Here is a 19,263-nt window from a genome sequence, read left to right on the forward strand (position 1 = left end):
GGATCGTAGGTGTCCCGTGTCGCGGGTCAGGATCGGAGGAGACCACTGTGACGTTCGTGATCGGCGCCGACTGCGTCGACGTCCTGGATCGGGCCTGTGTCGAGGAGTGCCCGATCGACTGCATCTTCGTCGGTGACCGGATGGCCTACATCCAGCCCGTCGAGTGCATCGACTGCGGGGCGTGCGAACCGGTCTGTCCGGTCGAGGCGATCCACTACGAGGACGACCTCCCGGCCGGGCAGGAACAGTTCCGCGCCGAGAACGCCCGCTTCTTCGCCGAGCCGTTGCCAGGGCGGGACGCGCCACTCGGGGAACCCGGTGGCGCGACCGCGCTCGGCCCGCTCGGCGTCGACACGCCGTTCGTGCGCGACTACCAGCGGTGACGGATCATCGGACCAGGCGCCGGGCGGGCAGCGGGACCCGGTCGAGATCGTGCGCGAGCACGGCCCCGGGAAAGTCCGCCTGCTCCAGGAACAGCGGATCGTCGGATTCGCCGTAGCGTTCCGAGAAATGGGTCAAGACCAGGGTTCGGACCCCACACGACCGGGCCACCACACCCGCCTGCCGGGCGGTGAGGTGGCCCCGCTCGTTGGCCTGGTCGGTCTCGGAGTCCAGGAACGTGGATTCGATGATGAGCATGTCCACCCCGTCGGCGAGGGCGTAGACGTTGTCGCACAGGCGGGTGTCCATCACGAACGCGACCTTCTGCCCCGGCCGGGGCACCGTGCATTCCTCGAGCAGCGCGCCGGACAGTTCCCGGACCGCCGCACCGGAGATCCCGTGGGCGCGTAGGCGTTCGGGCAGGAAGGTCCGGCCGTCGGGTTCGGCGAGGCGGTAACCGAAGGTGGTGATGCTGTGGTCCAGCGGCAGGGCGGTGAGGGTGAAACCGTCGGCCTGGAGCGTCTCGCCGGGCCCGCTGAGCGGATGTTCCACCAGATGCGGTTCGTCGTAGTAGCTGGTCGCGTGCTTCAACCGCTCCCAGTAGGCGGCGCCGTCGGCGGGAAACACCGCGTGCACATCATGCGGGACACCATCACGGCCCAGCCGCTGCACGATGCCGGGAACCCCGAGGGAGTGGTCGCCGTGGAAGTGGGTGACACACAGCCAGTGCAGCTCGGTCGCCGACGCCCCCGCCTGCGACATCTGCCGCTGCGTCCCCTCCCCGGGATCGAACAGCACACCCCGCCCGTCCCAGCGCAGCAGATACCCGTTGTGGTTCCGCCGCCGCGTCGGCACAGCACCCGCTGTCCCGAGCACGACCAGTTCACGTGTCGACATCGGCCCATCCTCGCCGCAACAGCGCACCGTGTCGAGAATCAGCAGGCTGCCCGTCAACCACCACTACGGACCACGGTGATCATCCCCGGCGAAGCCACCGCGAAACGATCACCCGACGGATGCACGGCGACCGCAGGAACCCGCGCATGGCAGATGCTGAACTCCCGCTCGCCGGTGTCCAGCTCCGGCCACGCCGCGATCACCGCACCGGTCGCCGGGTCGATCACCTTCGGGTGCCCGTAGAGCCCGAGCACACCACCGAGCACCGAATGCACGGTGCCGACCCGCACGTCGGGACGGCAGCGACTCACCCACTGCCCCTGGCTGATCGACCACACGCCGAGCTGACCGTCACCCAGCACAGCGGCCTCGGATTCGGTACCGCCGTTCGCGTCGGGGCTCGACGCGACCGCGACCCGGTCGGCATCGAGCCAGCACGCCGACTCCACTTCGCCGAAGATCTCGGATGCTCCGAAAAGACCGGCCTCATCGAGCGAACTCGCGTCTCCCAGGGCCACTTCGACGTCGTACACCTGGGCGATGCTCCAGGGATGCCACACCCACCCGGCTGAGATCAGCCGCCGACCGTCCGGGCTGAACGCGAGCCGCGAGTGGAAGAAGCTGGGAGCTCCCTCGTGTGGCCCGGTGAGCCGGACACCATCGGCCACCGTCTCGAGGTGGAGCTGGTTGTACTCGTCGGGACAATGCGCGATCACCTCACGACCGTCCGGCAGTGTCCCCAGCGCGACCGGGTATTCGTAGTCCTCGGCGCAGTAGTAGCTGCGGTCGATCTCGCGCACGATCCGCCCGTCGCGGTCGAGGACCAGCCCTTTCGTGCCGAGTTCGGCGTAGATCACGGTGTAGGCGCCCGAGGGAGACCGGATGGCCCGGTCGAACATGGATCCGTAGGTGAAGCAGCGCCCGGTCTCGGCTCCGGCGGCATCCCACCGTCGATGGCCGCCGACCGGATCGACGAGATCGTCGCCGTCCCACACCAGCGACTCGGCCGGATACCCGATCGGTATCCGCTGCACGCTTGCCTCCCCGAACACGTCGGCGAGCGTAACAACGAACCATCGCCCGGTTGAGACAGCCCCACGAAGGAAAATCTCCACCCGTAGACGGATCTGTGGGGCCTGGGGCCGGGTTAGCGTGGATCGAGCGGTTCGGCGAAAGGTGGGGAAGCTGTGGACGGCAAGACGATCGCGCGGCAGTGCACGCTGTGTGAGGCACACTGCGGAATTCTGGTGACGGTGGAGGGCGAGCAGGTCACGCGGATCGAGGGTAATCCCGATGACGTGCTGTCGAAGGGCTACATCTGTCCCAAGGCGACGGCGATGGGCGGGCTGCACCACGATCCCGACCGATTGCGCACTCCCGTCCGCCGGGTGGGGGACAGCTTCGAACCGATCGGCTGGGACGAGGCGTTCCGCGAGATCGGGCAGCGGCTGCGGGCGGTGCGCGCGGCACACGGTCCCAGCGCGATCGGGATGTACATGGGCAACCCGGCCGCCCACAGTTCCTCGGTGATCTACGGCGTCGCGTTGCGGACCGCGCTGCTGACCCGCAATTTCTTCTCCGCGTCCTCGATCGACCAGTTCCCGCAGGAATTCGTCGCCTGGCGGATGTTCGGCGCCAATGTGCTGATGCCGGTCACCGACATCGACCGCACCGACCGGCTGGTGATCCTCGGCGCCAACCCGGCGGTGTCCAACGGGTCGATCACGACCATGCCCGGCGCGAAACTGCGCATCCGGGACGTCCGCAAGCGCGGCGGCACCGTCGTCGTGATCGACCCCCGCCGCACCGAGACCGCCCGGCTGGCCGACGAGCACGTCGCGGTGCGCCCCGGCGGCGACGTCTACCTGCTGCTGGGGATGCTGCACGTGCTCGTCACCGAGGGGCTGTGCGACGAGCGCGCCGTCCGTGCGCAGTGCGCGGGGTGGGATCAGCTGAGCGAGCTGGTCGCCACGACGACACCGGACCGGATGGCAGTCCACGCGGGCGTCGACGCCGACACCATCCGCCGCCTGGCCCGCGATCACGCCGCAGCCCCCTCGGCGGTGCTGTACGCGCGGATCGGGGTCTGCCTGCAGACCACCGGCGCGCTGACCCACTGGCTGGTGAACACGATCAACGCCGTCACCGGCAATCTCGACCGCGTGGGCGGGCAGATGTTCGCGACCCCGCCGGTCGACGTCGCCCGCTACGGCAAATACCTGCCGATGGGCTACGGCGCCTGGACCGATCGCTCCGGCACCCAGAAATCCTTCCGCGGCGAACTACCGGTCTCGGTGCTGGCCCAGGACATCCTCGCCGAAGGCCCGGACCGCATCCGGGCGATGATCACCTACGCGGGCAATCCGGTGCTGTCCACACCTCAAGGCGGACGCCTCGACGAGGCCCTGGAGTCCCTGGACTTCTACGTCGCGGTCGACATGTATGTCACCGAGACCACCCGCCACGCCGACATCATCCTGCCGCCGGTCTCGCCGCTGGAACGCGAGGACCTCAATCTGGTGTTCCCGGTGTTCAGCGTCCGCAACAACGTGCGCTTCGACGCGCCCGTGTTCGAACCGCCGGCCGACGGGCTCGAGGACTGGCAGATCCTGGCCCGGCTGCTCACCGAGGTGGTGCCGCTGCCCGCACGGCGTGTCACCGGCCGCGCGCTCACCGGTGTGCTCGCACAGCTCAGCCCGCTGCGATTGACGGCCGCCGCCATCGCCACCGGCCCGTACGGCATCCTGCGCAAGGGACGGAAGGGGTTGACGGTCAACAGGATTCGGTCCACAGCGGGCGGTGTCGACCTGGGACCGCTGGTGCCCCGATTGCGCGAGCTCATCGGAACCAAGGATCGCAAGGTCCAGCTGACGCCGCCGGACCTGCTGGCCGCGCTCCGCACGGTCCTCGACGAGGCCGACACCGCGACGAGCGCGGGCTACGACCTGCAACTCATCGGCCGACGCCACCTGCGCAGCAACAACTCCTGGCTGCACAACATCCCGTCCATGATGAAGGGCCGCGATCGCTGCACCGTACTGGTGCATCCCGACGACGCCGCCACCCGCGGCCTCGCCGACGGCGATCCGGCCCGCGTCGAGTCCTCGGTCGGGACGATCGTCGTGCCGGTGGAGGTCAGCGACGACATCCGCCCCGGCGTGGTGGCCATCCCGCACGGCTGGGGCCATCGGGAACCCGGCGTCGGCTGGCAGGTGGCCGCGGCCCAGCCGGGCGTCAATGTCAACCTGCTGCACGATCCGACCCGCACCGATCCGCTCACCGGGACCGCGGCGGTCAACAACACCTGGGTGCGCGTGAGCCCGGTCGTGACCGAGCGGGACGCGGCCGACAGCGACCGGATCGGCGTGCCCGCGGCAGGCTGAACCGGCGATGGTGGTGAACCCGGGCGGCCGGGTCCACCACCATCGGATCAGCGGAAGCGCAGCGTGGTGGTGGCGAGACCGAAGATCTTGCGGCCGCCGGACTTGGCGACGATGGCGATCACCGCGGACTTGGTGTCGGCGTCGAGCGACTTCACCCGGCCGGTGAACTCCACCTCGCCGCCGCTCTGGAAGTCGACGATGGTGTAGTTCGACAGCCGCACGCCGTAGCGGGTCACCGCGCCCGGGTCACCGGACCACGCCGAGACGAAACCGGCGCCCAGACCCATGGTGAGCATGCCGTGCGCGATCACATTGGGCAGGCCGGCGAGGCGGGCGATGCTCTCGTCCCAGTGGATCGGGTTGCCGTCGCCGGAGACACCCGCGTAGTTGACCAGGTCACCACGGGACAGGTGCGCATCGCGCAGCGGGAGCTCGGCACCGACGGTCAGCTCCTCGAACGACAGCGTCGTGCTGGGGACGCGGGCCGCGCCGGCCACGGAGAGCCGGAGCTCGCCTTCCGGGCGCAGCGGCGTCTCGCCCGCTTCTTCGGCGGTGGCGTCACTGTTGCCGAACACCTTGACGCCGTGCACCATCACGTTCTCCACCGCGCTGGTGATCTCGGGATCGACGCCCTCGCCGGTGATACCGACGACCGTGGTGTGCATGATGTGCACCGTCTCGCCGGATTCGTCGGCGAAGGTGTTGGTGACGGTGATCAGGTCCTTGCCCGCGATGCGGCGCACCGAGGACAGCTCGACGTCGACGACCAGCCGGTCACCGGCGACGATCGGCTTGTGCTGCTCGAAGACCTGCTCGGTCTGCACGAACATGTCGTAGCCGACGACGACCGACTCGAACAGCGGCCGGTTGGCGGCCATGGCCGGGATGGAGACGAAGGTCAGCGGCGCTACCAGGCCCGGGTAGCCGAGCGCGGTCGCCGCGTCCTCGTCCCAGTGCGCGGGGTGGAAATCCTGTACCGCGCGGGCATATTCGCGGATCTTCTCGCGGCCGACCTCGTAGACGTCGTCGACCCGGTAGTAATGCCCAACCTTCGACGCGATATCAGGGGCATCGACCACGGAAGTCACTTTTCGATCACCTTCGTTCGGGGAACGGACACCCGGCAGGCTAGCGGACTCCTCGCACGACCGCGCACACCTTGGCACACTTCACAGTGGCGTCGCCCGGTGTGCACGCCCTACGCGGGGCCGAGCCGAACCGGCGCGGGCGTGGTCAGCGCGTCGGCAGCATCGACACCGGACCGGCCCCCGGACCGTCGATCGGCGTCAGGTCCCGGCCCAGCACCCGCTCGCCGCAGTGTGAACACACCGGTTCGACGGTGGCGACCTGACCGCAGCCGCGATGCACGGCCACGACCGGCGCGCCGTTGGGCGCCGCCCACTCATCGCCCCACTGCCGCATCGCGGTGACGACCTGCCACAGCGAGCGCCCCTTGGGGGTGAGCAGGTAGTCGTAGCGGACCGGGTTGTCCTGGTAGGGCTCCTTGGTCATGATCCCGTGCTCGACCAGGCCGTCGAGGCGTTGGGTGAGCACATTGCGCGCGATGCCGAGTCGCTCGCGGAACTCGTCGAAGCGGGTCACGCCGAACAGAGCGTCGCGCACGATCAGCAGCGTCCACCACTCCCCGACCACCTCCAGGCATTGGGCCAGGGAGCAGTTCATGTCCTCGAAGCTGGTGCGGCGCATGCCCCGAGTCTAGTCGGTTGCATGAACGAACTCACCCATCTACCGTAAGTTTCATGATGAAACTCACTGGGCGGCTGGGCGCGGAATTCGCCCTCACCGCCACCGCACCCGGGCACTGGCAGGCCGTCGTCGACGATTCCTGGCGAGGCTGGACCGGCCCGCACGGTGGCGCGCTCGCCGGACTCCTGATCGACACCGCCCAGCGCGCGAGCACCCGTGACCAGCCCGTGCGCGCCGCCGACATCCGCTTCCTCGGCCGCCCGGCCACCGGCGCGTTCACGCTGCGCACCGCCGAACACGTCGTCGGACGCAGCACGACGATCCTCGATGTGGTCGCCGAGCAGGACGGCGCGCCCGTCGCCGCCGCCTCGGTCACCCTCGGCGCGGCGGGGGTCACCGCGATCGCCGCCCACTCGGCCCGGCCCGCGCCCGCTGTTCCCGCGCCGCAGGAGTGCGCGCTGTTCCAGTTGCCGCCGGAGATCGTTCCGGTGGGAGCGCATTTCGTCATCCGGCCCGCCGCAGGCCCGCTGCCGCTCAGTGGCGCGGACGAGGCGATGATGTGCGCCTGGATCGCGCTCGATCCCGCGCTGCCGCTGGACGCGCCCAGCCTGGCCGTCCTCGCCGACGCGCTGCCGCCCGGACTGTTCCCGCTGCTCACCGCGCCGGTCGCGGTGCCGACTGTCACACTGTCGCTGCAACTGCACGCCGATCCCACCCGGCTCGCTGAGGCACCCGTCCTGGTGCGCGCCGCCGCGATCAGCGCCGGGGACGGCTGGTCCGTCGACGGCACCGACATCTGGGACCGCGACGGGGTCCTGCTCGCCACCGCCCGCCAGACCCGCCGCGTTCTCGGCTGATCGGGAGTCTTCGCATGAATTCCGTCGTCACCGCGCGCACCACCGATCCCCGGGTGGTGCTCGCCGTCGTCTCCACCGGCGTCCTGCTGTCGAGCCTGGACCTGTTCATCGTCAATGTCGCCATGCCCGCCATGGCCACCGATTTCGGCGCCGGGCTCACCGGGCTGTCGTGGGTGCTCAACCTCTACGCGATCGTCTTCGCCGCGCTGCTCGTTCCCGCGGGGCGCCTCGGCGACCGCAACGGCAATCGCGCGACCTTCCTGCTCGGTCTCGCCGTCTTCGTGCTGGGTTCGGCACTGTGCGCGGTGGCCTGGGATGTGGCCTCGCTCGTGGGATTCCGCGTCGTACAGGCCGTCGGGTGCGCGCTGCTGACGCCGTCCTCCCTGGCTCTGGTGCTGGCCGCGACACCGCCCGAGCGGCGGGCGGGCGCGGTGCGGCTGTGGGTCGCCTTCGGCGGTCTCGGCGCGGCGCTGGGACCGGTGATCGGCGGGCTGCTGGTCGAACTCGATTGGCGCTGGGTGTTTCTGGTGAACGTGCCGATCGGGTTGGTCGCCCTGGCGGTCGGTGCGCGCACGCTGCCACGCCCGCCTGCCGATTGCGGTCCGCTGCCGGACCTGGTGGGTGCGGTGGCCCTGATCGGTGCGGTCGGGTCGTTCATCCTGGCCGTGGTGCAGGGGCCGGACTGGGGCTGGACGTCGACCGGGGTGCTGGCCGCGTTCGCGGTCGCGCTCGTCCTGGGGGTGGTCTTCGTCGTGTCGTCGGCACGGCATCCCAGTCCGGTGGTGGATCCGGCCCTGCTGCGGGCCCCGAATTTCACCCTGGCGAGCGCCAATTCGCTGGTGTTCCAGATCGCGTTCGCGGGCATGTTGCTGTCGGTCACCCTGTGGGCGCAGAACGTGTGGGGATGGTCGGCCCTGCGCACCGGGCTGGCGATCGCGCCGGGACCGCTGGTCGTCCCGTTCGTCGCGATCGCCGCGGGCCGCATCATCGCCCGCGTCGGCGCCGGTCCGGTGATCGCCGCGGGCGGGCTGGCTTTCGGCGGCGGGTTGCTGTGGTGGGCCCGGGCCGCCGAACTGACCCCGGACTACCCGTCCGGCCTGCTCGGCGGCATGCTGCTGACCGGCCTCGGCGTCGGCCTCACCCTGCCCACCGCCTTCGCCGCCGGCGCGGGAACCCTGCCCCCGCACCGCTTCGCGACCGGCTCGGCCGTCCTGAGCATGTCCCGCCAACTCGGCCTCGCCGTCGGCGTCGCCCTCCTGGTCGCCCTCCTCGGCAACCCCACCACTCCCACCGCCACCCTCGACGCCTTCCACCGCGCCTGGTACGTCACCGCCGCCGTCGCCGTCCTCGCCGGCCTGCTCGGCCTCGGCATCCGCTCGACACCGACGGCGTCCGAGCACCAGGACGCCGAGCCAGCCAAGGTTTCGCGCGGGTAGGTGTACCGCCCGAACGTTCGCCCGGTGCTGATCGACACCATCAGCACCGGGCGTTCGCCAGGGAATAGCGGCAACGGATCGTCGAGTCGTCCACCCACCGAAGTCTCTGCTGTATCCCTCGATCCGCGGCTGTGCGGTATCCGGCGATGATGCCGGTGGACTCGCCGAGGGATCGTGAATTCGGCTGAGCCCGTTCAGATCTGGTGGGTCCAGGCGATGAAGAACAGGGTGCCCGCCGTGGTGAGGGCGATGCTGATCGGGATGGTCCACCAGGTGGTGTCGCGGCCGAGGACGGTGCGGGCCAGGCGCAGCTGGAGGTGGCCGAGGAGGGCGACGATGCCGAGGAAGGCTGGGGCCAGGAGTAGGCCGAGTGCGGCGTGGACCAGCCAGGCGCCGACGAGAGTGGGTCCGCCCCAGGCGGTTTCGTAGGCGTTCGCGGCGACCACGGGGTAGGCGAGGCCGCGGATCAGGACCAGGCCGGCGAGCAGGGTGAGGAACCAGGCGACCAGACCGGTACCCGCGGACAGCACGGAGCGGACCAGGCAGCGCAGAGCCGGGACGCGGCGGGCGGAGACAGGCTCGTGCAGGAGCAGGCGCGGCACCCGCAGCCTGGTGCGGACCGGGGACAGGGCCAGGGGCAGCGCGAGCAGGGCATAGCCGATCGTCCGCCCGACCCCGCTCACCGTAGGGAACCCGCCGCCGCCAGATCGTCGAAGAGCAACTGGTCGACCGGCGGCACGAGATCGCGATCGCGGTAGCCGAACCAGGCCAGGGCCTCGATCTCGCTGCTGGCGGTCAGGACGCCGCGGTACTCGGCGGTGTAGCAGGCCATCCGCACGACGGTGGCGTGACCGTCGGCGATCGCGGCCTCGTAGGTGCCGACATGGGCCGCGCTCTCCGGCGCGAGGTCGACGCTCAGTTCCTCGGCGACCTCCCGCACCAGCGTCTGCACATCGGTCTCGGCGCCTTCGCGTTTCCCGCCGGGGATGAAGAAGACGTCCTTGCCCCGGGGGCGGGCGCACAGGATGCGCCCGTCCTCGATCAGTACCCAGGCCACCGTGTCGATCAGCTGCTGTACCGGAGAGTCCACCACGGCCCGCAGCCTACTGCGCCCGCGTCAGTGGCCGGGCAGGACGCAGACGGTGTCCAGGCCGAGCACCCGGTTGAGCCGGCCGAAAGCGAGCCACGATCCGATGCTCATGCTCAGCTCGACCACCTCGGTCTGGGTGTAGTGCTCGAACATCCTGGCCCAGAACTCGTCGTCGAGGCTGTGATGGTCGGTGGCGTAGCGCTCGGCGTATTCGGCGGCCAGGCGAGCCCGGTCGTCGAAGAGTTCGGTGGTGCGCCAGTTCGTGACGGCGTCGGCGAACTCGGCCTCGACCTTCTGCCCGTCGCGTTCGGTGCGCCAGTCCTGACAGAACAGGCACCCGTTGATCTGCGCGATCCGCAGCCGGGCCGCCTCGAACTCGCGCAGCCCCAGCGTCGAGTGCTCGTAGACCGACAGCGAGAACGCGGCGGCGGCGACCCCGATGCCGGGCACCATCTCGCCCCAGACGTAGCCGATCGGGTCCTTGCCCTCGGGAATGTCGATGATCATGGTGTCTTCCTTCCGAGTTTGCCGACCGCGGCCCGCAGCGGCACATCGAGTGCGTCGTAGAGGCCGGGTTCGGCCTCGACCAGCCAGTCGACGGCGTTCACCAACCGGCCCACCGCCGTGGCGTTTCCGCCCGCCGACCGGTTGCCGCCCTCGTCCGCGGCTTCCACGCTGACCTCGATTCGGGGCGTGCCCTCGATGATCACGCGGTGCGCGCCGACGCCGTCGGGCGGTGTCGGCCAGTCCGGCGCGCAGCTGGGATGGATCCGGGTGACGTGCTCGATGACGATGCGCGGCTCACCCTCCACGATGCCCTGCACCTCGAACCGCACCGCACCCTGGGTGCCCGCCTCGAATTCGCCCATCTGCGTGGTCTGCACCGTCGCATCGAGTGCACGCCGATCCAGGGTCTCGCGGATCTCGTCGAGCTCCACGCCCAGCGCCCTGGCCATGAGCCGGACCTGCCCGCCCCACACCATCGACGGCACCGAGGGCAGCAGCATCGGCGGCTGGTAGTCCATCGGCTGTCCCATGCCGACCAGGTAGCGCACCGAGTCGGGTTGGTCGTAGGTGGAGTAGTCGAAGATCTCCTGGCAGCGCACCACGTCGAGGGTGCTGGAGAGCCCGCTGATCAACAGCGGCAGCACATCGTTGCCCCAGCCGGGATCGACACCGGAGACGAACAGCGAACCGCCGCCCTCGGCGATCGCGGCCAGCACCGGGTCGCGCATCTCGGCGGGCGCGTTGCTGGGGTCGTAGAGCGCGTAGAGGGCGGGCGTGACGACGACGGCGCCGACGCGGATCGCGCGCACGATGTCGGCGAGGGCGTCATCGGGGCGGATCTCGCCGGAGGCCGCGTAGACGACCGCGCGTGGCCCGGTGGCGAGCAGCGCGTCGATGTCGTCGGTGGCCGCCACCCCCAGCCCGTAGTCGAGTCCGGCCAGGTCACCGGCGTCGCGGCCGACCTTGTCGGGGTTGTGCACCAGCACCCCGGTGAGTTCCAGGGCCGGGTGGGCAGCCACGGCACGAATGGCCGCTCGGCCTACGTTGCCGGTGCCCCAAACGATCGTGGGGATCATCGCGCGAGCGTAGCAAGCGCTTGGTTCGGTGTCCGGAATATCCGGAATACGGTCTCCGATCAGCCTTCTCGCACCGCGGCCACCGCCGTCGACAGCGCCCGGGACGGCGGTTGTCGACCGTCGAACATCGTCACCGCGACCTCGCCGTCGACCCGGTCCCAGGTCCCCGCGATCCGCCCGTCGACCACGACCAGCGGCGAAATCCAGCCCGCCGTGCGGCTGACCCCCGCGCGATGCTCGGCGGGCAGCAGCACGGTGTCGGCGGTGCCGGGTCCGAGCACGTACTGATCGAACGGGCCGAGCAGATGCACGGCGCCGTCGAGTCGCGCGGCGGCCAGTTCGTCGGCGAATTCGCTCGGAATCCAACCGCGCCGGCCCTCGACATCGACCTCGGTCAGCGTGTCGCCCAGCGCGGCGAACCAGCCGCGCACCAGGGTCTTGCGCAGGCTGTTGCGGCTGAGCCAGGCATCGAAGACCTCCGGCGTCGCCGGACCGTACGCGCCGAGGTAGGCGTTGATCAGCGTCGGGGCGGCGAGCTCGGGGTCGGGCACACCCGTCCAGCCGGGAACCAGATGCCCGGGACTGGTGAAGGTGACCTTCGTGCCACGCGCCGGACCATGGCACAGCGCGCCCTGCCAGGCCAGCGGCTTGAGCACCGCGCCCCAGCCGGAGCGCAACTGCTCACCCAGGTGCGCGAAGCCGGGCTCGGCCAGCACGGCATCGACGAGTTCGTCGCGCGTGAGGACCTGCTCGGCGAGTACCGCCGAGACCACCTCCACCAGCGCCGCCACCTGATCGGGGGTCGCGCCGAAGGTCTTCTGCCACGACGGCTTCTCCCACGTCCGGGCCGCGCCGATCAGCGCCAGGGCCGCGGCGGCCTGATCGGGCACCATCGCGTGCAGCGTGCCGCGCATCGCCCAGGTCTTGACGAGGGTGCCCGCCGCCAGCGCGTCGGCCACCGCGTTCGGCGCCGCGTCCCGGCTCCGGATCGCGACGGCCGTCTCCGCCGCCGACGCGACCTGCGCCTGCACCCCGGCCAGCCTGCCCGCGATCGTCGCGACGCCGCCCGCGGCGGGCTCGGTGACGAACTGCCTGCGCAACCGCCAGGCGAAAACCTGATCCCACCCGACTTCGAGCACTAGTTCTCCTCGGCGCGCTTGGACACGACCCGCCGGAGCGCGGCCCGTAATCCGGCGAACTCGTCGTCACTGATCCGGTCGACGAAATGACTCAGGACGAGATCGGACCGACCGCCGAGCCCGAGCGCCTCGTGCATGAGCTGGGCGCTGTGCTCCTCGCGGGTCATCGTCGGCCAGTACCGGTAGGCGCGACCGTCGCGTTCCCTGGCCAGCCAGCCCTTGCGGTGCAGGTTGTCCATGGTCGACATGACCGTGGTGTAGGCGATGTCACGTTCGGCGGCGAGTTCGTCGAACAGTTCGCGCACGGTGGTCGAGTCCACGTCGCGATCCCACAGGCGGTCCATCAGCACCGCTTCGAGATCGCCGAAACCACGCACCGCCTACCGTCTCCCTCATCATCGCCGACTCGCCGAAACCGGCTTCACACTACCGGCTGGGCCGCGGTGAGACCGCTATCGCGCGGCAACCCTTTCTGTCGGACCCCGATGCGAACATATGTTCGTGTCCGACTCCGTTCCCGCCCGCCGCCCGCGCATCCAGACCCGCGCCGAGGCGTCGATCCTGCATGCCGACCTGGATTCCTTCTACGCCTCGGTCGAGCAACGCGATCAACCGTGGTTGCGGGGCAAACCCGTCATCGTGGGTGGCGGGGTGGTGCTGGCCGCGAGCTACGAGGCCAAGGCCTTCGGCATCCGGACCCCGATGAACGCGGGCCAGGCCTTGCGCCTGTGCCCGCACGCGGTGGTCGTGCCGCCGCGGATGTCGGCCTATGCCGCGGCGAGCAAGGCGGTGTTCGCGGTCTTCCACGACACCACCCCGATCGTGGAGGGCATCTCGATCGATGAGGCGTTCCTCGACGTCGGCGGGCTGCGGCGGATCAGCGGCGAGCCGATCGAGATCGCGCACGCCCTGCGGGCCCGGATCAGCAGCGAGGTCGGGCTGCCGATCTCGGTCGGTATCGCCCGCAACAAGTTCCTGGCCAAGGTGGCCTCGGCGGTGGCCAAACCCGACGGCTTGCGGCTGGTGGAGCCCGGCCGTGAACTCGACTTCCTGCACCCGCTGCCGGTCGAACGATTGTGGGGCGTCGGCGCGGTGACCGCCACGACCCTGCACGAGAACGGCATCACCCGGGTCGGGCAGCTCGCCGAACTCGGCGAACCGCACCTGCGCGCCATCCTCGGACCGGGCGCGGCACGGCACCTGTTCGCATTGTCGTGGGGTCGCGATCCCCGGCGCGTGGAGACCGGGAAACGTCGGCGCTCGATCGGCGCGCAGCGCGCGCTGGGCCGCCGCCACCGCACCCCGGAGGAGATCGCCGCCTACCTCGACGGTCTCACCGACCGGCTGGGCCGCCGGCTGCGCGCTGCGGATCGCGTGTGCCGCACCGTCATCCTGCGATTACGCTTCGACGACTTCACCCGCGCGACCCGCTCGCACACCCTGGTCGAGGCCACCGACGCCACCGCGTCACTGCGCCATGCCGCCCGCCTGCTGCTCGACACCGCCCAGCCCCTGATCACCGAACGCGGCATCACCCTCATCGGCCTGTCACTGACCAACCTCGACGACGCCGACACCATGCAACTCACCCTCCCCCTGGAACCCCGCGCCGAGAACACCCTCGACGCCACCCTCGACGACCTGCGCCGCCGGTTCGGCTCGGCCGCCGTCACCCGCGCCGCACTGCTCACAAGCGGTGAGGGCCTGTCGGTCCCGATGCTCCCGGACTGACAGGCACTCACCCTCGATCTCACACGAACCGTTTGGGCCGCTTGTCCATCAAGCGCAGGATGAGCGGGGTGAAGATCAACTGCATCGCCAGTTCCATCTTGCCGCCGGGTACCACGATGCAATTCGGCCGCGACATGAACGAGTCGTGCAGCATCGACAGCAGGTACGGGAAATCGATCACCTTCGGGTCGGCGAAGCGGATCACCACGAAACTCTCGTCGGCCGTGGGAATGCTGCGCGCGATGAACGGATTGGACGTGTCGACGGTCGGTACCCGCTGGAAGTTCACATAGGTCCGCGAGAACTGCGGACAGATGTATTTCACGTAGTCCGGCATCCGGCGCAGGATCGTATCGATCACCGCCTCACTGGAATACCCGCGATGGGTCTTGTCCCGGTACACCTTCTGAATCCACTCGAGGTTGATGATCGGCACCACCCCCACCAGCAGATCGGTGTATTGGGCGACATCGACGGCGTCGGTGACGGCCGCGCCGTGCAATCCCTCGTAGAACAACAGGTCGCTGCCGGGCGCCAGGTCCTCCCACGGGGTGAAGGTGCCCGCCGGCTGCCCGTAGGGTTTCGCCTCCTCGTCGTCGTGCAGGTATCTGCGCACCTGCCCGACCCCCGATTCACCGTATTCGCGGAACAGTGCCTCCAATTCGGGCAGCAGATTGGCGTCCTCGCCGAAATGCGAGAACGTCGTATTGCGTTGCTGCTCGGCCTCGGCCATCGCGATCTTCATTTCCGAGCGGTCGTACCGGTGGAACGAATCACCCTCCACCACGACGGCGCTGATCCCCTCGCGGCGGAAGATCTCCTCGAACGTGCGGGTGACGCTGGTCGTTCCCGCGCCGGAGGACCCGGTGATCGCGACAACGGGATGCTTGACCGACATGGGCTACTCCTAAGTGCGCTGGTCGTGCTTGGCCGGACGGAACAGTGACCGCGTGCCGAACAGCGAACTGTCGAAGCTCGGGCCCGCGTCCGGCTCGGAGTGGTAGCGCTCGATGCGCAGGACCTCGGTGCGGGAACCGAAGATGAACGGCACCCGCTGATGCACCTCCGCGGGCGGCACGAGCATCACCCGGTCGTGCCCGGTGGTGGCCGCCCCGCCCGCCTGCTCGACGATGAACGCGATCGGATTCGCCCCGTACAGCAGGGAAACCCGCCCTGGGCGGGCGGGATTGCGGGTGTCGCGCGGATAGAGGTACACCCCGCCCCTGGTCAGGATGTGGAACGTGTCGGCCACCAGCGACGCGACCCAGCGCATATTGAAGTCCCGGCCCCGCGGTCCGTCCATCCCCTGCAGGCATTCCTGCACGTAGCGGCGCACCGGCCGCTCCCAGAACCGCTCGTTGGCGGCATTGATCGCGAACCCCGCGGTGTCCTCGGGGATGCGCATGCGCGGGTGGGTCAGCACGAACGCGCCGATCTCCCGATCGAGGGTGAACCCGTCCACGCCGCTGCCGGTGGTGAGCACCAGCATGGTCGCGGGCCCGTAGAGGGTGAACCCGGCACAGACCTGGCGCACCCCCGGCTGCAGGAAATCCGCGTCGACCGGTTCCGCCGTCCCGTCGAGCACCTCCTGCGGCGCGCGCAGAATGCTGAAGATCGAACCGACGGGCAGGTTCACATCGATATTGCTCGACCCGTCCAGCGCGTCGTAGGCCAGCAGATACTTGCCGCGCCGCTGCGTGGCGGGCACCGGCAGCGCCGTGGCGCGCCGCTCGGACAGCAGCCCCGACAGATGCCCGGTCCACTGCGTCTGCGCGACCATGATCTCGTCGGTCAGCACATCCAGGCGCGCGCTCACCGACAGCGGCTCCGCGTCGCTGGTCGAGCTGATGATCGCGCCACGGGTCACCTGATTGGCGATGATCTTCGTCGCCGTGGCCACCACGTTGACCAGCGCCGAGAACTCCCCCGACGAGCCGGGATGCCGATGTTCCTCCTCGATCGTGTAGCGGGTGAGCGTCTTCAATCCGTTCGGCATGGCGTCGTGGCCACCTCCTGCACCGTCTCGTCGAACACGCTGCTGCCGTAGACATCCCGGTCACACAGGGTGATCAGGTCGGTCCTCGACAGCGGCCGTGCCGCCTCCACCAGTCGCTTGGCCTGCCGCAACCGGCACCGATCGATCGCGTTGCGCACACTGCGCGCGTTGGAGAACCGCGGCCTGGTCATCCGCACCGTCAGGTACTCCGAGAACGCCACGTGCGCGGCGGCGTCGAACCGGAAGTTCTCGCCCGCCACCATGAGTTCGGCGATGCCCATCAGCTCGTCGTGGGTGTAGTCGGCGAACTCCAGGTGATGGGGCACCCGGGAGGACAGCCCCGGATTGGCGGAGAAGAACCGGTCCATCCGGTCGGGATAGCCGGCGAAGATGACGACCAGACTCGCCCGCTCGCTCTCCATCTCCTGCAGCAGGATCTCGATCACCTCCTGCCCGTAGTCGCGCTCGTTCTCCGGCCGGAACAGGTAGTAGGCCTCATCGATGAACAGCACCCCGCCCGCGGCCTTGGCGATCGCCTCCTTGGTCTTGGGCGCGGTGTGGCCGATGAACTGACCGACCAGGTCGTCCCGGGTCACCGTGTGCACCTTGGGTTTGCGGATGTAGCCCAGCGCGTGCAGCATCTGGGCCATCCGCAACGCCACCGTCGTCTTGCCGGTGCCCGGCCCGCCGGTGAAGCTCATGTGCATGGTCGGGCGCGACGATTCGAGCCCGAACCGCCGCCGCGCCCGATCGATCATCAGCAGCGCGGCGATCTCGCGCACCCGTTCCTTCACATTCGCCAGGCCGATCAGCTCGGCGTCCAGCGCGGCCAGCGTCTCGGCCACATCGTGCCCGGCCACATCGAGGGAAAGGTCCAACAGCGCGTCCTCGCTCAGCAGTTCCTCGGTCGCGGTGGCGCCCTCGGCGGGCGGGCGCGACGGCCGGGCGTCACCGACGCCCGGCCGCGGCAACCGGAATCCGGCAGCGGACCCGTCAGCCGCCATACCGCTGTCCCTGCGGACGATCGGTGGCGTAGGACCGCACGCTGTAGATCTGGCGCCGGTCCGGTCCCTCGGTGCGTGCCAGCTCGAAACCGGGCTCGTCCGCGGGACGCTGCACCAGGAAGCTCAGCGCCGTCGTCTGTTTCGTGTAGGTCGCGTCGTAGGCGGTGACCCGCACGTAGTGCCGGGGGAAGGTCGCCCGGCAGGCGTTGATCTCGGCCATCACCCCGTCGGGTTCGTCGAGGTCGAACAGCGGCAACCCCCACATCTCCCAGTAGGTGTTGCGCGGGTGCGGGTCGTCGGTGTATTCGACCGAGATCGGCCAGTTGTTGAGCAGCGCGTAGCGCACCTGGGCGGCGATCTCGGTGTCGGTGAGCTCGGGCAGATACGAGAACGTCCCGTGTCGCAGATACATGGTTGCTCCCTACAGGCTCGGCGTCGGCACCGCGTCGGGTGCGTCGGTGGACGTGTAATCGAAGGTGACATCACCCCAGGTCGACAGCGCGACCTCCAGCGGACGGCAGGTCGAGGCCGCGGCGCGCAGCACGTCCGGGCCCTCCTTGAGCAGGTCGCGACCCTCGTTGCGGGCCTTGACGACCGCCTCCAGCGCCACCCTGTTGGCCTCGGCCCCCGCCGCGATGCCCAGCGGATGACCGATGGTGCCGCCACCGAACTGCAGGATCACGTCGTCGCCGAACAGATCGAGCAGCTGATGCATCTGCCCGGCGTGGATGCCGCCCGAAGCCACCGGCATGACACCGGGCAGGCTGGCCCAGTCCTGGTCGAAGAAGATGCCGTTGCCGAGATCGGTGGGAATGTGGTTCTCCCGCAACGTGTCGTAGAACCCCCGCGTGGTCGCCGGATCGCCCTCCAGCTTGCCCACCACGGTGCCCGCGTGGACGTGGTCGACGCCGATCAGCCGGCACCACTTGGCCAGCACCCGGAAGCTCACGCCGTGCGTCTTCTGCCGGGTGAACGTCGAGTGCCCGGCCCGGTGCAGGTGCAGCAGCACCCCGTTGCGCCGCGCCCACTTCGACATCGACTGCATGGCGGTGTAGCCGACGGTGAGGTCCATCATGATGACCACCGACCCGAGTTCCTTGGCGAACTCGGCCCGCTCGTACATGTCCTCCATGGACGCGGCGGTGACGTTGAGGTAGTGGCCCTTGATCTCGCCGGTCTCGGCCATCGCCCGGTTCACGCCCTCCATCGCGAACAGGTACCGGTCGCGCCAGCGCATGAACGGCTGGGAGTTGATGTTCTCGTCGTCCTTGGTGAAGTCGAGACCCCCCTTGCAGGCCTCGTAGATCACCCGGCCGTAATTCCGGGCGGACAAACCGAGTTTCGGTTTCACCGTCGCACCCAGCAGCGGCCTGCCGTATTTGTTGAGATATTCGCGTTCCATCACCGTGCCGTGCGGCGGGCCCTGGAAGGTCTTGACATAGGCCACCGGAATACGCATGTCCTCGAGCCGCAGCGCGAGCAGCGGTTTGAATCCGAACACATTGCCGATGATCGAGGAGGTCAGGTTGGTGATCGACCCTTCCTCGAAAAGATCCAGATCGTAGGCGATGTAGGCGAAGTACTCACCCGGCCTGCCCGGCACCTCGTCGATCCGGTAACACTTGGCCTGATACTTCGAATGCGCCGTGAGGCGGTCGGTCCACACGACAGTCCATGTCGCCGTGGAGGATTCACCCGCGACAGCGGCCGCCGCTTCGATCGGGTCGACTCCGCGCTGTGGCGTCACCCGGAACACCGCGAGCACATCGGTGTCCGAGGGCACGTAGTCGGGCGCGTAATATCCCATCGACGCGTAGGACTGTACGCCCGGATCCCAACGGTCCCGTTCGGTTTCTTCCGCCATCGTTCCTCCTGTACCTGATTCGCCGGTTCAGGGGCCCGCCATGGTGACGCAAGCTACCGCCTCCGGGCCCTGACTTCACCGGCGGTGGAATCCGGTGTACGCCTTGCGAATTCCAGGATGAGGCCCGGCCGGGCAGCAAACAATGTGAATGTTTCTGGGAACGCTCAACCGAAACGTTGAGTTTGCTACCGTCGG

General features: G+C 69.3%; 20 protein-coding genes. 5 read left to right on the forward strand and 15 right to left on the reverse strand.

Annotation, left to right across the window (positions count from 1 at the left end):
- Nucleotides 1–47: 47 nt before the first annotated feature.
- A complete protein-coding gene (gene fdxA / locus ACFVW6_RS26825) occupies nt 48–383 on the forward strand; it encodes a ferredoxin (RefSeq protein WP_357347059.1) in 336 nt (111 codons plus the stop codon).
- A 4-nt stretch (nt 384–387) separates the two neighbouring features.
- On the opposite strand, the gene ACFVW6_RS26830 is transcribed toward fdxA, so the two are convergent.
- Nucleotides 388–1,278: a ribonuclease Z gene (locus ACFVW6_RS26830; protein ID WP_387793051.1), complete on the reverse strand. Its 891-nt coding sequence runs from the start codon at nt 1,276–1,278 to the stop codon at nt 388–390.
- A gap of 53 nt (nt 1,279–1,331) precedes the next feature.
- Nucleotides 1,332–2,330, reverse strand: a complete 999-nt coding sequence (locus ACFVW6_RS26835; protein ID WP_378825866.1) for a hypothetical protein — start codon at nt 2,328–2,330, stop codon at nt 1,332–1,334.
- Nucleotides 2,331–2,465: 135 nt separating this feature from the next.
- On the opposite strand from ACFVW6_RS26835, the gene ACFVW6_RS26840 reads away from it, so the two are divergent.
- On the forward strand, nt 2,466–4,661 hold the full coding sequence (locus ACFVW6_RS26840) for a molybdopterin oxidoreductase family protein (RefSeq protein ID WP_378825868.1): 2,196 nt from the start codon (nt 2,466–2,468) through the stop codon (nt 4,659–4,661).
- A 47-nt stretch (nt 4,662–4,708) separates the two neighbouring features.
- On the opposite strand, the gene ACFVW6_RS26845 is transcribed toward ACFVW6_RS26840, so the two are convergent.
- The gene (locus ACFVW6_RS26845; RefSeq protein WP_378825870.1) at nt 4,709–5,749 is read right to left on the reverse strand and encodes a fused (3R)-hydroxyacyl-ACP dehydratase subunits HadA/HadB; all 1,041 of its coding nucleotides are present in this window, start codon (nt 5,747–5,749) and stop codon (nt 4,709–4,711) included.
- Between the two features lie 145 nt (nt 5,750–5,894).
- On the reverse strand, nt 5,895–6,368 hold the full coding sequence (locus ACFVW6_RS26850; protein ID WP_378825872.1) for a winged helix-turn-helix transcriptional regulator: 474 nt from the start codon (nt 6,366–6,368) through the stop codon (nt 5,895–5,897).
- A gap of 53 nt (nt 6,369–6,421) precedes the next feature.
- On the opposite strand from ACFVW6_RS26850, the gene ACFVW6_RS26855 reads away from it, so the two are divergent.
- Nucleotides 6,422–7,225 (forward strand): thioesterase family protein, encoded by an 804-nt coding sequence (locus ACFVW6_RS26855; protein ID WP_378825874.1) that lies wholly within the window; start codon nt 6,422–6,424, stop codon nt 7,223–7,225.
- Between the two features lie 14 nt (nt 7,226–7,239).
- A complete protein-coding gene (locus ACFVW6_RS26860; RefSeq protein ID WP_378825876.1) occupies nt 7,240–8,661 on the forward strand; it encodes an MFS transporter in 1,422 nt (473 codons plus the stop codon).
- 194 nt (nt 8,662–8,855) lie between these two features.
- On the opposite strand, the gene ACFVW6_RS26865 is transcribed toward ACFVW6_RS26860, so the two are convergent.
- The 6 genes from ACFVW6_RS26865 to ACFVW6_RS26890 are packed head-to-tail and all read right to left on the reverse strand — an operon-like array spanning nt 8,856 to nt 12,850.
- Entirely contained in the window at nt 8,856–9,344 is a 489-nt protein-coding gene (locus tag ACFVW6_RS26865; protein ID WP_378825879.1) for a hypothetical protein, read from the reverse strand.
- Entirely contained in the window at nt 9,341–9,754 is a 414-nt protein-coding gene (locus ACFVW6_RS26870; RefSeq protein ID WP_378825881.1) for an NUDIX domain-containing protein, read from the reverse strand. Before ACFVW6_RS26870 ends, ACFVW6_RS26865 begins: the two co-directional genes overlap by 4 nt.
- A gap of 24 nt (nt 9,755–9,778) precedes the next feature.
- Nucleotides 9,779–10,258, reverse strand: a complete 480-nt coding sequence (locus ACFVW6_RS26875; RefSeq protein ID WP_355272080.1) for a carboxymuconolactone decarboxylase family protein — start codon at nt 10,256–10,258, stop codon at nt 9,779–9,781.
- Nucleotides 10,255–11,334 (reverse strand): dihydrodipicolinate reductase, encoded by a 1,080-nt coding sequence (locus ACFVW6_RS26880; RefSeq protein WP_357347074.1) that lies wholly within the window; start codon nt 11,332–11,334, stop codon nt 10,255–10,257. Before ACFVW6_RS26880 ends, ACFVW6_RS26875 begins: the two co-directional genes overlap by 4 nt.
- Before the next feature lie 59 nt (nt 11,335–11,393).
- Entirely contained in the window at nt 11,394–12,473 is a 1,080-nt protein-coding gene (locus tag ACFVW6_RS26885; RefSeq protein WP_378825884.1) for a winged helix DNA-binding domain-containing protein, read from the reverse strand.
- A complete protein-coding gene (locus ACFVW6_RS26890) occupies nt 12,473–12,850 on the reverse strand; it encodes a BlaI/MecI/CopY family transcriptional regulator (protein ID WP_355272075.1) in 378 nt (125 codons plus the stop codon). Before ACFVW6_RS26890 ends, ACFVW6_RS26885 begins: the two co-directional genes overlap by 1 nt.
- A 118-nt stretch (nt 12,851–12,968) precedes the next feature.
- Between ACFVW6_RS26890 and dinB the strand changes: the two genes are divergently transcribed.
- Complete coding sequence (dinB, locus tag ACFVW6_RS26895) at nt 12,969–14,204, forward strand: DNA polymerase IV (protein ID WP_378825888.1); 1,236 nt, start codon at nt 12,969–12,971, stop codon at nt 14,202–14,204.
- 19 nt (nt 14,205–14,223) lie between these two features.
- Here the strand turns inward: dinB and ACFVW6_RS26900 are convergent, their stop codons facing one another.
- From ACFVW6_RS26900 to ACFVW6_RS26920, 5 genes are read right to left on the reverse strand one after another with little or no spacing between them, the layout of a single operon-like run.
- On the reverse strand, nt 14,224–15,102 hold the full coding sequence (locus ACFVW6_RS26900) for a phosphoribulokinase (RefSeq protein ID WP_357347083.1): 879 nt from the start codon (nt 15,100–15,102) through the stop codon (nt 14,224–14,226).
- A gap of 9 nt (nt 15,103–15,111) precedes the next feature.
- Nucleotides 15,112–16,200, reverse strand: a complete 1,089-nt coding sequence (locus ACFVW6_RS26905) for a class 1 fructose-bisphosphatase (protein WP_355272070.1) — start codon at nt 16,198–16,200, stop codon at nt 15,112–15,114.
- On the reverse strand, nt 16,185–17,204 hold the full coding sequence (locus tag ACFVW6_RS26910) for an AAA family ATPase (RefSeq protein ID WP_355272069.1): 1,020 nt from the start codon (nt 17,202–17,204) through the stop codon (nt 16,185–16,187). The genes ACFVW6_RS26905 and ACFVW6_RS26910 overlap by 16 nt, the downstream gene beginning before the upstream one ends.
- Entirely contained in the window at nt 17,194–17,616 is a 423-nt protein-coding gene (locus ACFVW6_RS26915; RefSeq protein WP_378825893.1) for a ribulose bisphosphate carboxylase small subunit, read from the reverse strand. The genes ACFVW6_RS26910 and ACFVW6_RS26915 overlap by 11 nt, the downstream gene beginning before the upstream one ends.
- Before the next feature lie 9 nt (nt 17,617–17,625).
- Nucleotides 17,626–19,068, reverse strand: a complete 1,443-nt coding sequence (locus ACFVW6_RS26920; protein WP_378825895.1) for a form I ribulose bisphosphate carboxylase large subunit — start codon at nt 19,066–19,068, stop codon at nt 17,626–17,628.
- Nucleotides 19,069–19,263 lie beyond the last annotated feature (195 nt).

It is taken from the genome of Nocardia sp. NPDC058244, from assembly GCF_042882065.1.
GTDB lineage: Bacteria > Actinomycetota > Actinomycetes > Mycobacteriales > Mycobacteriaceae > Nocardia.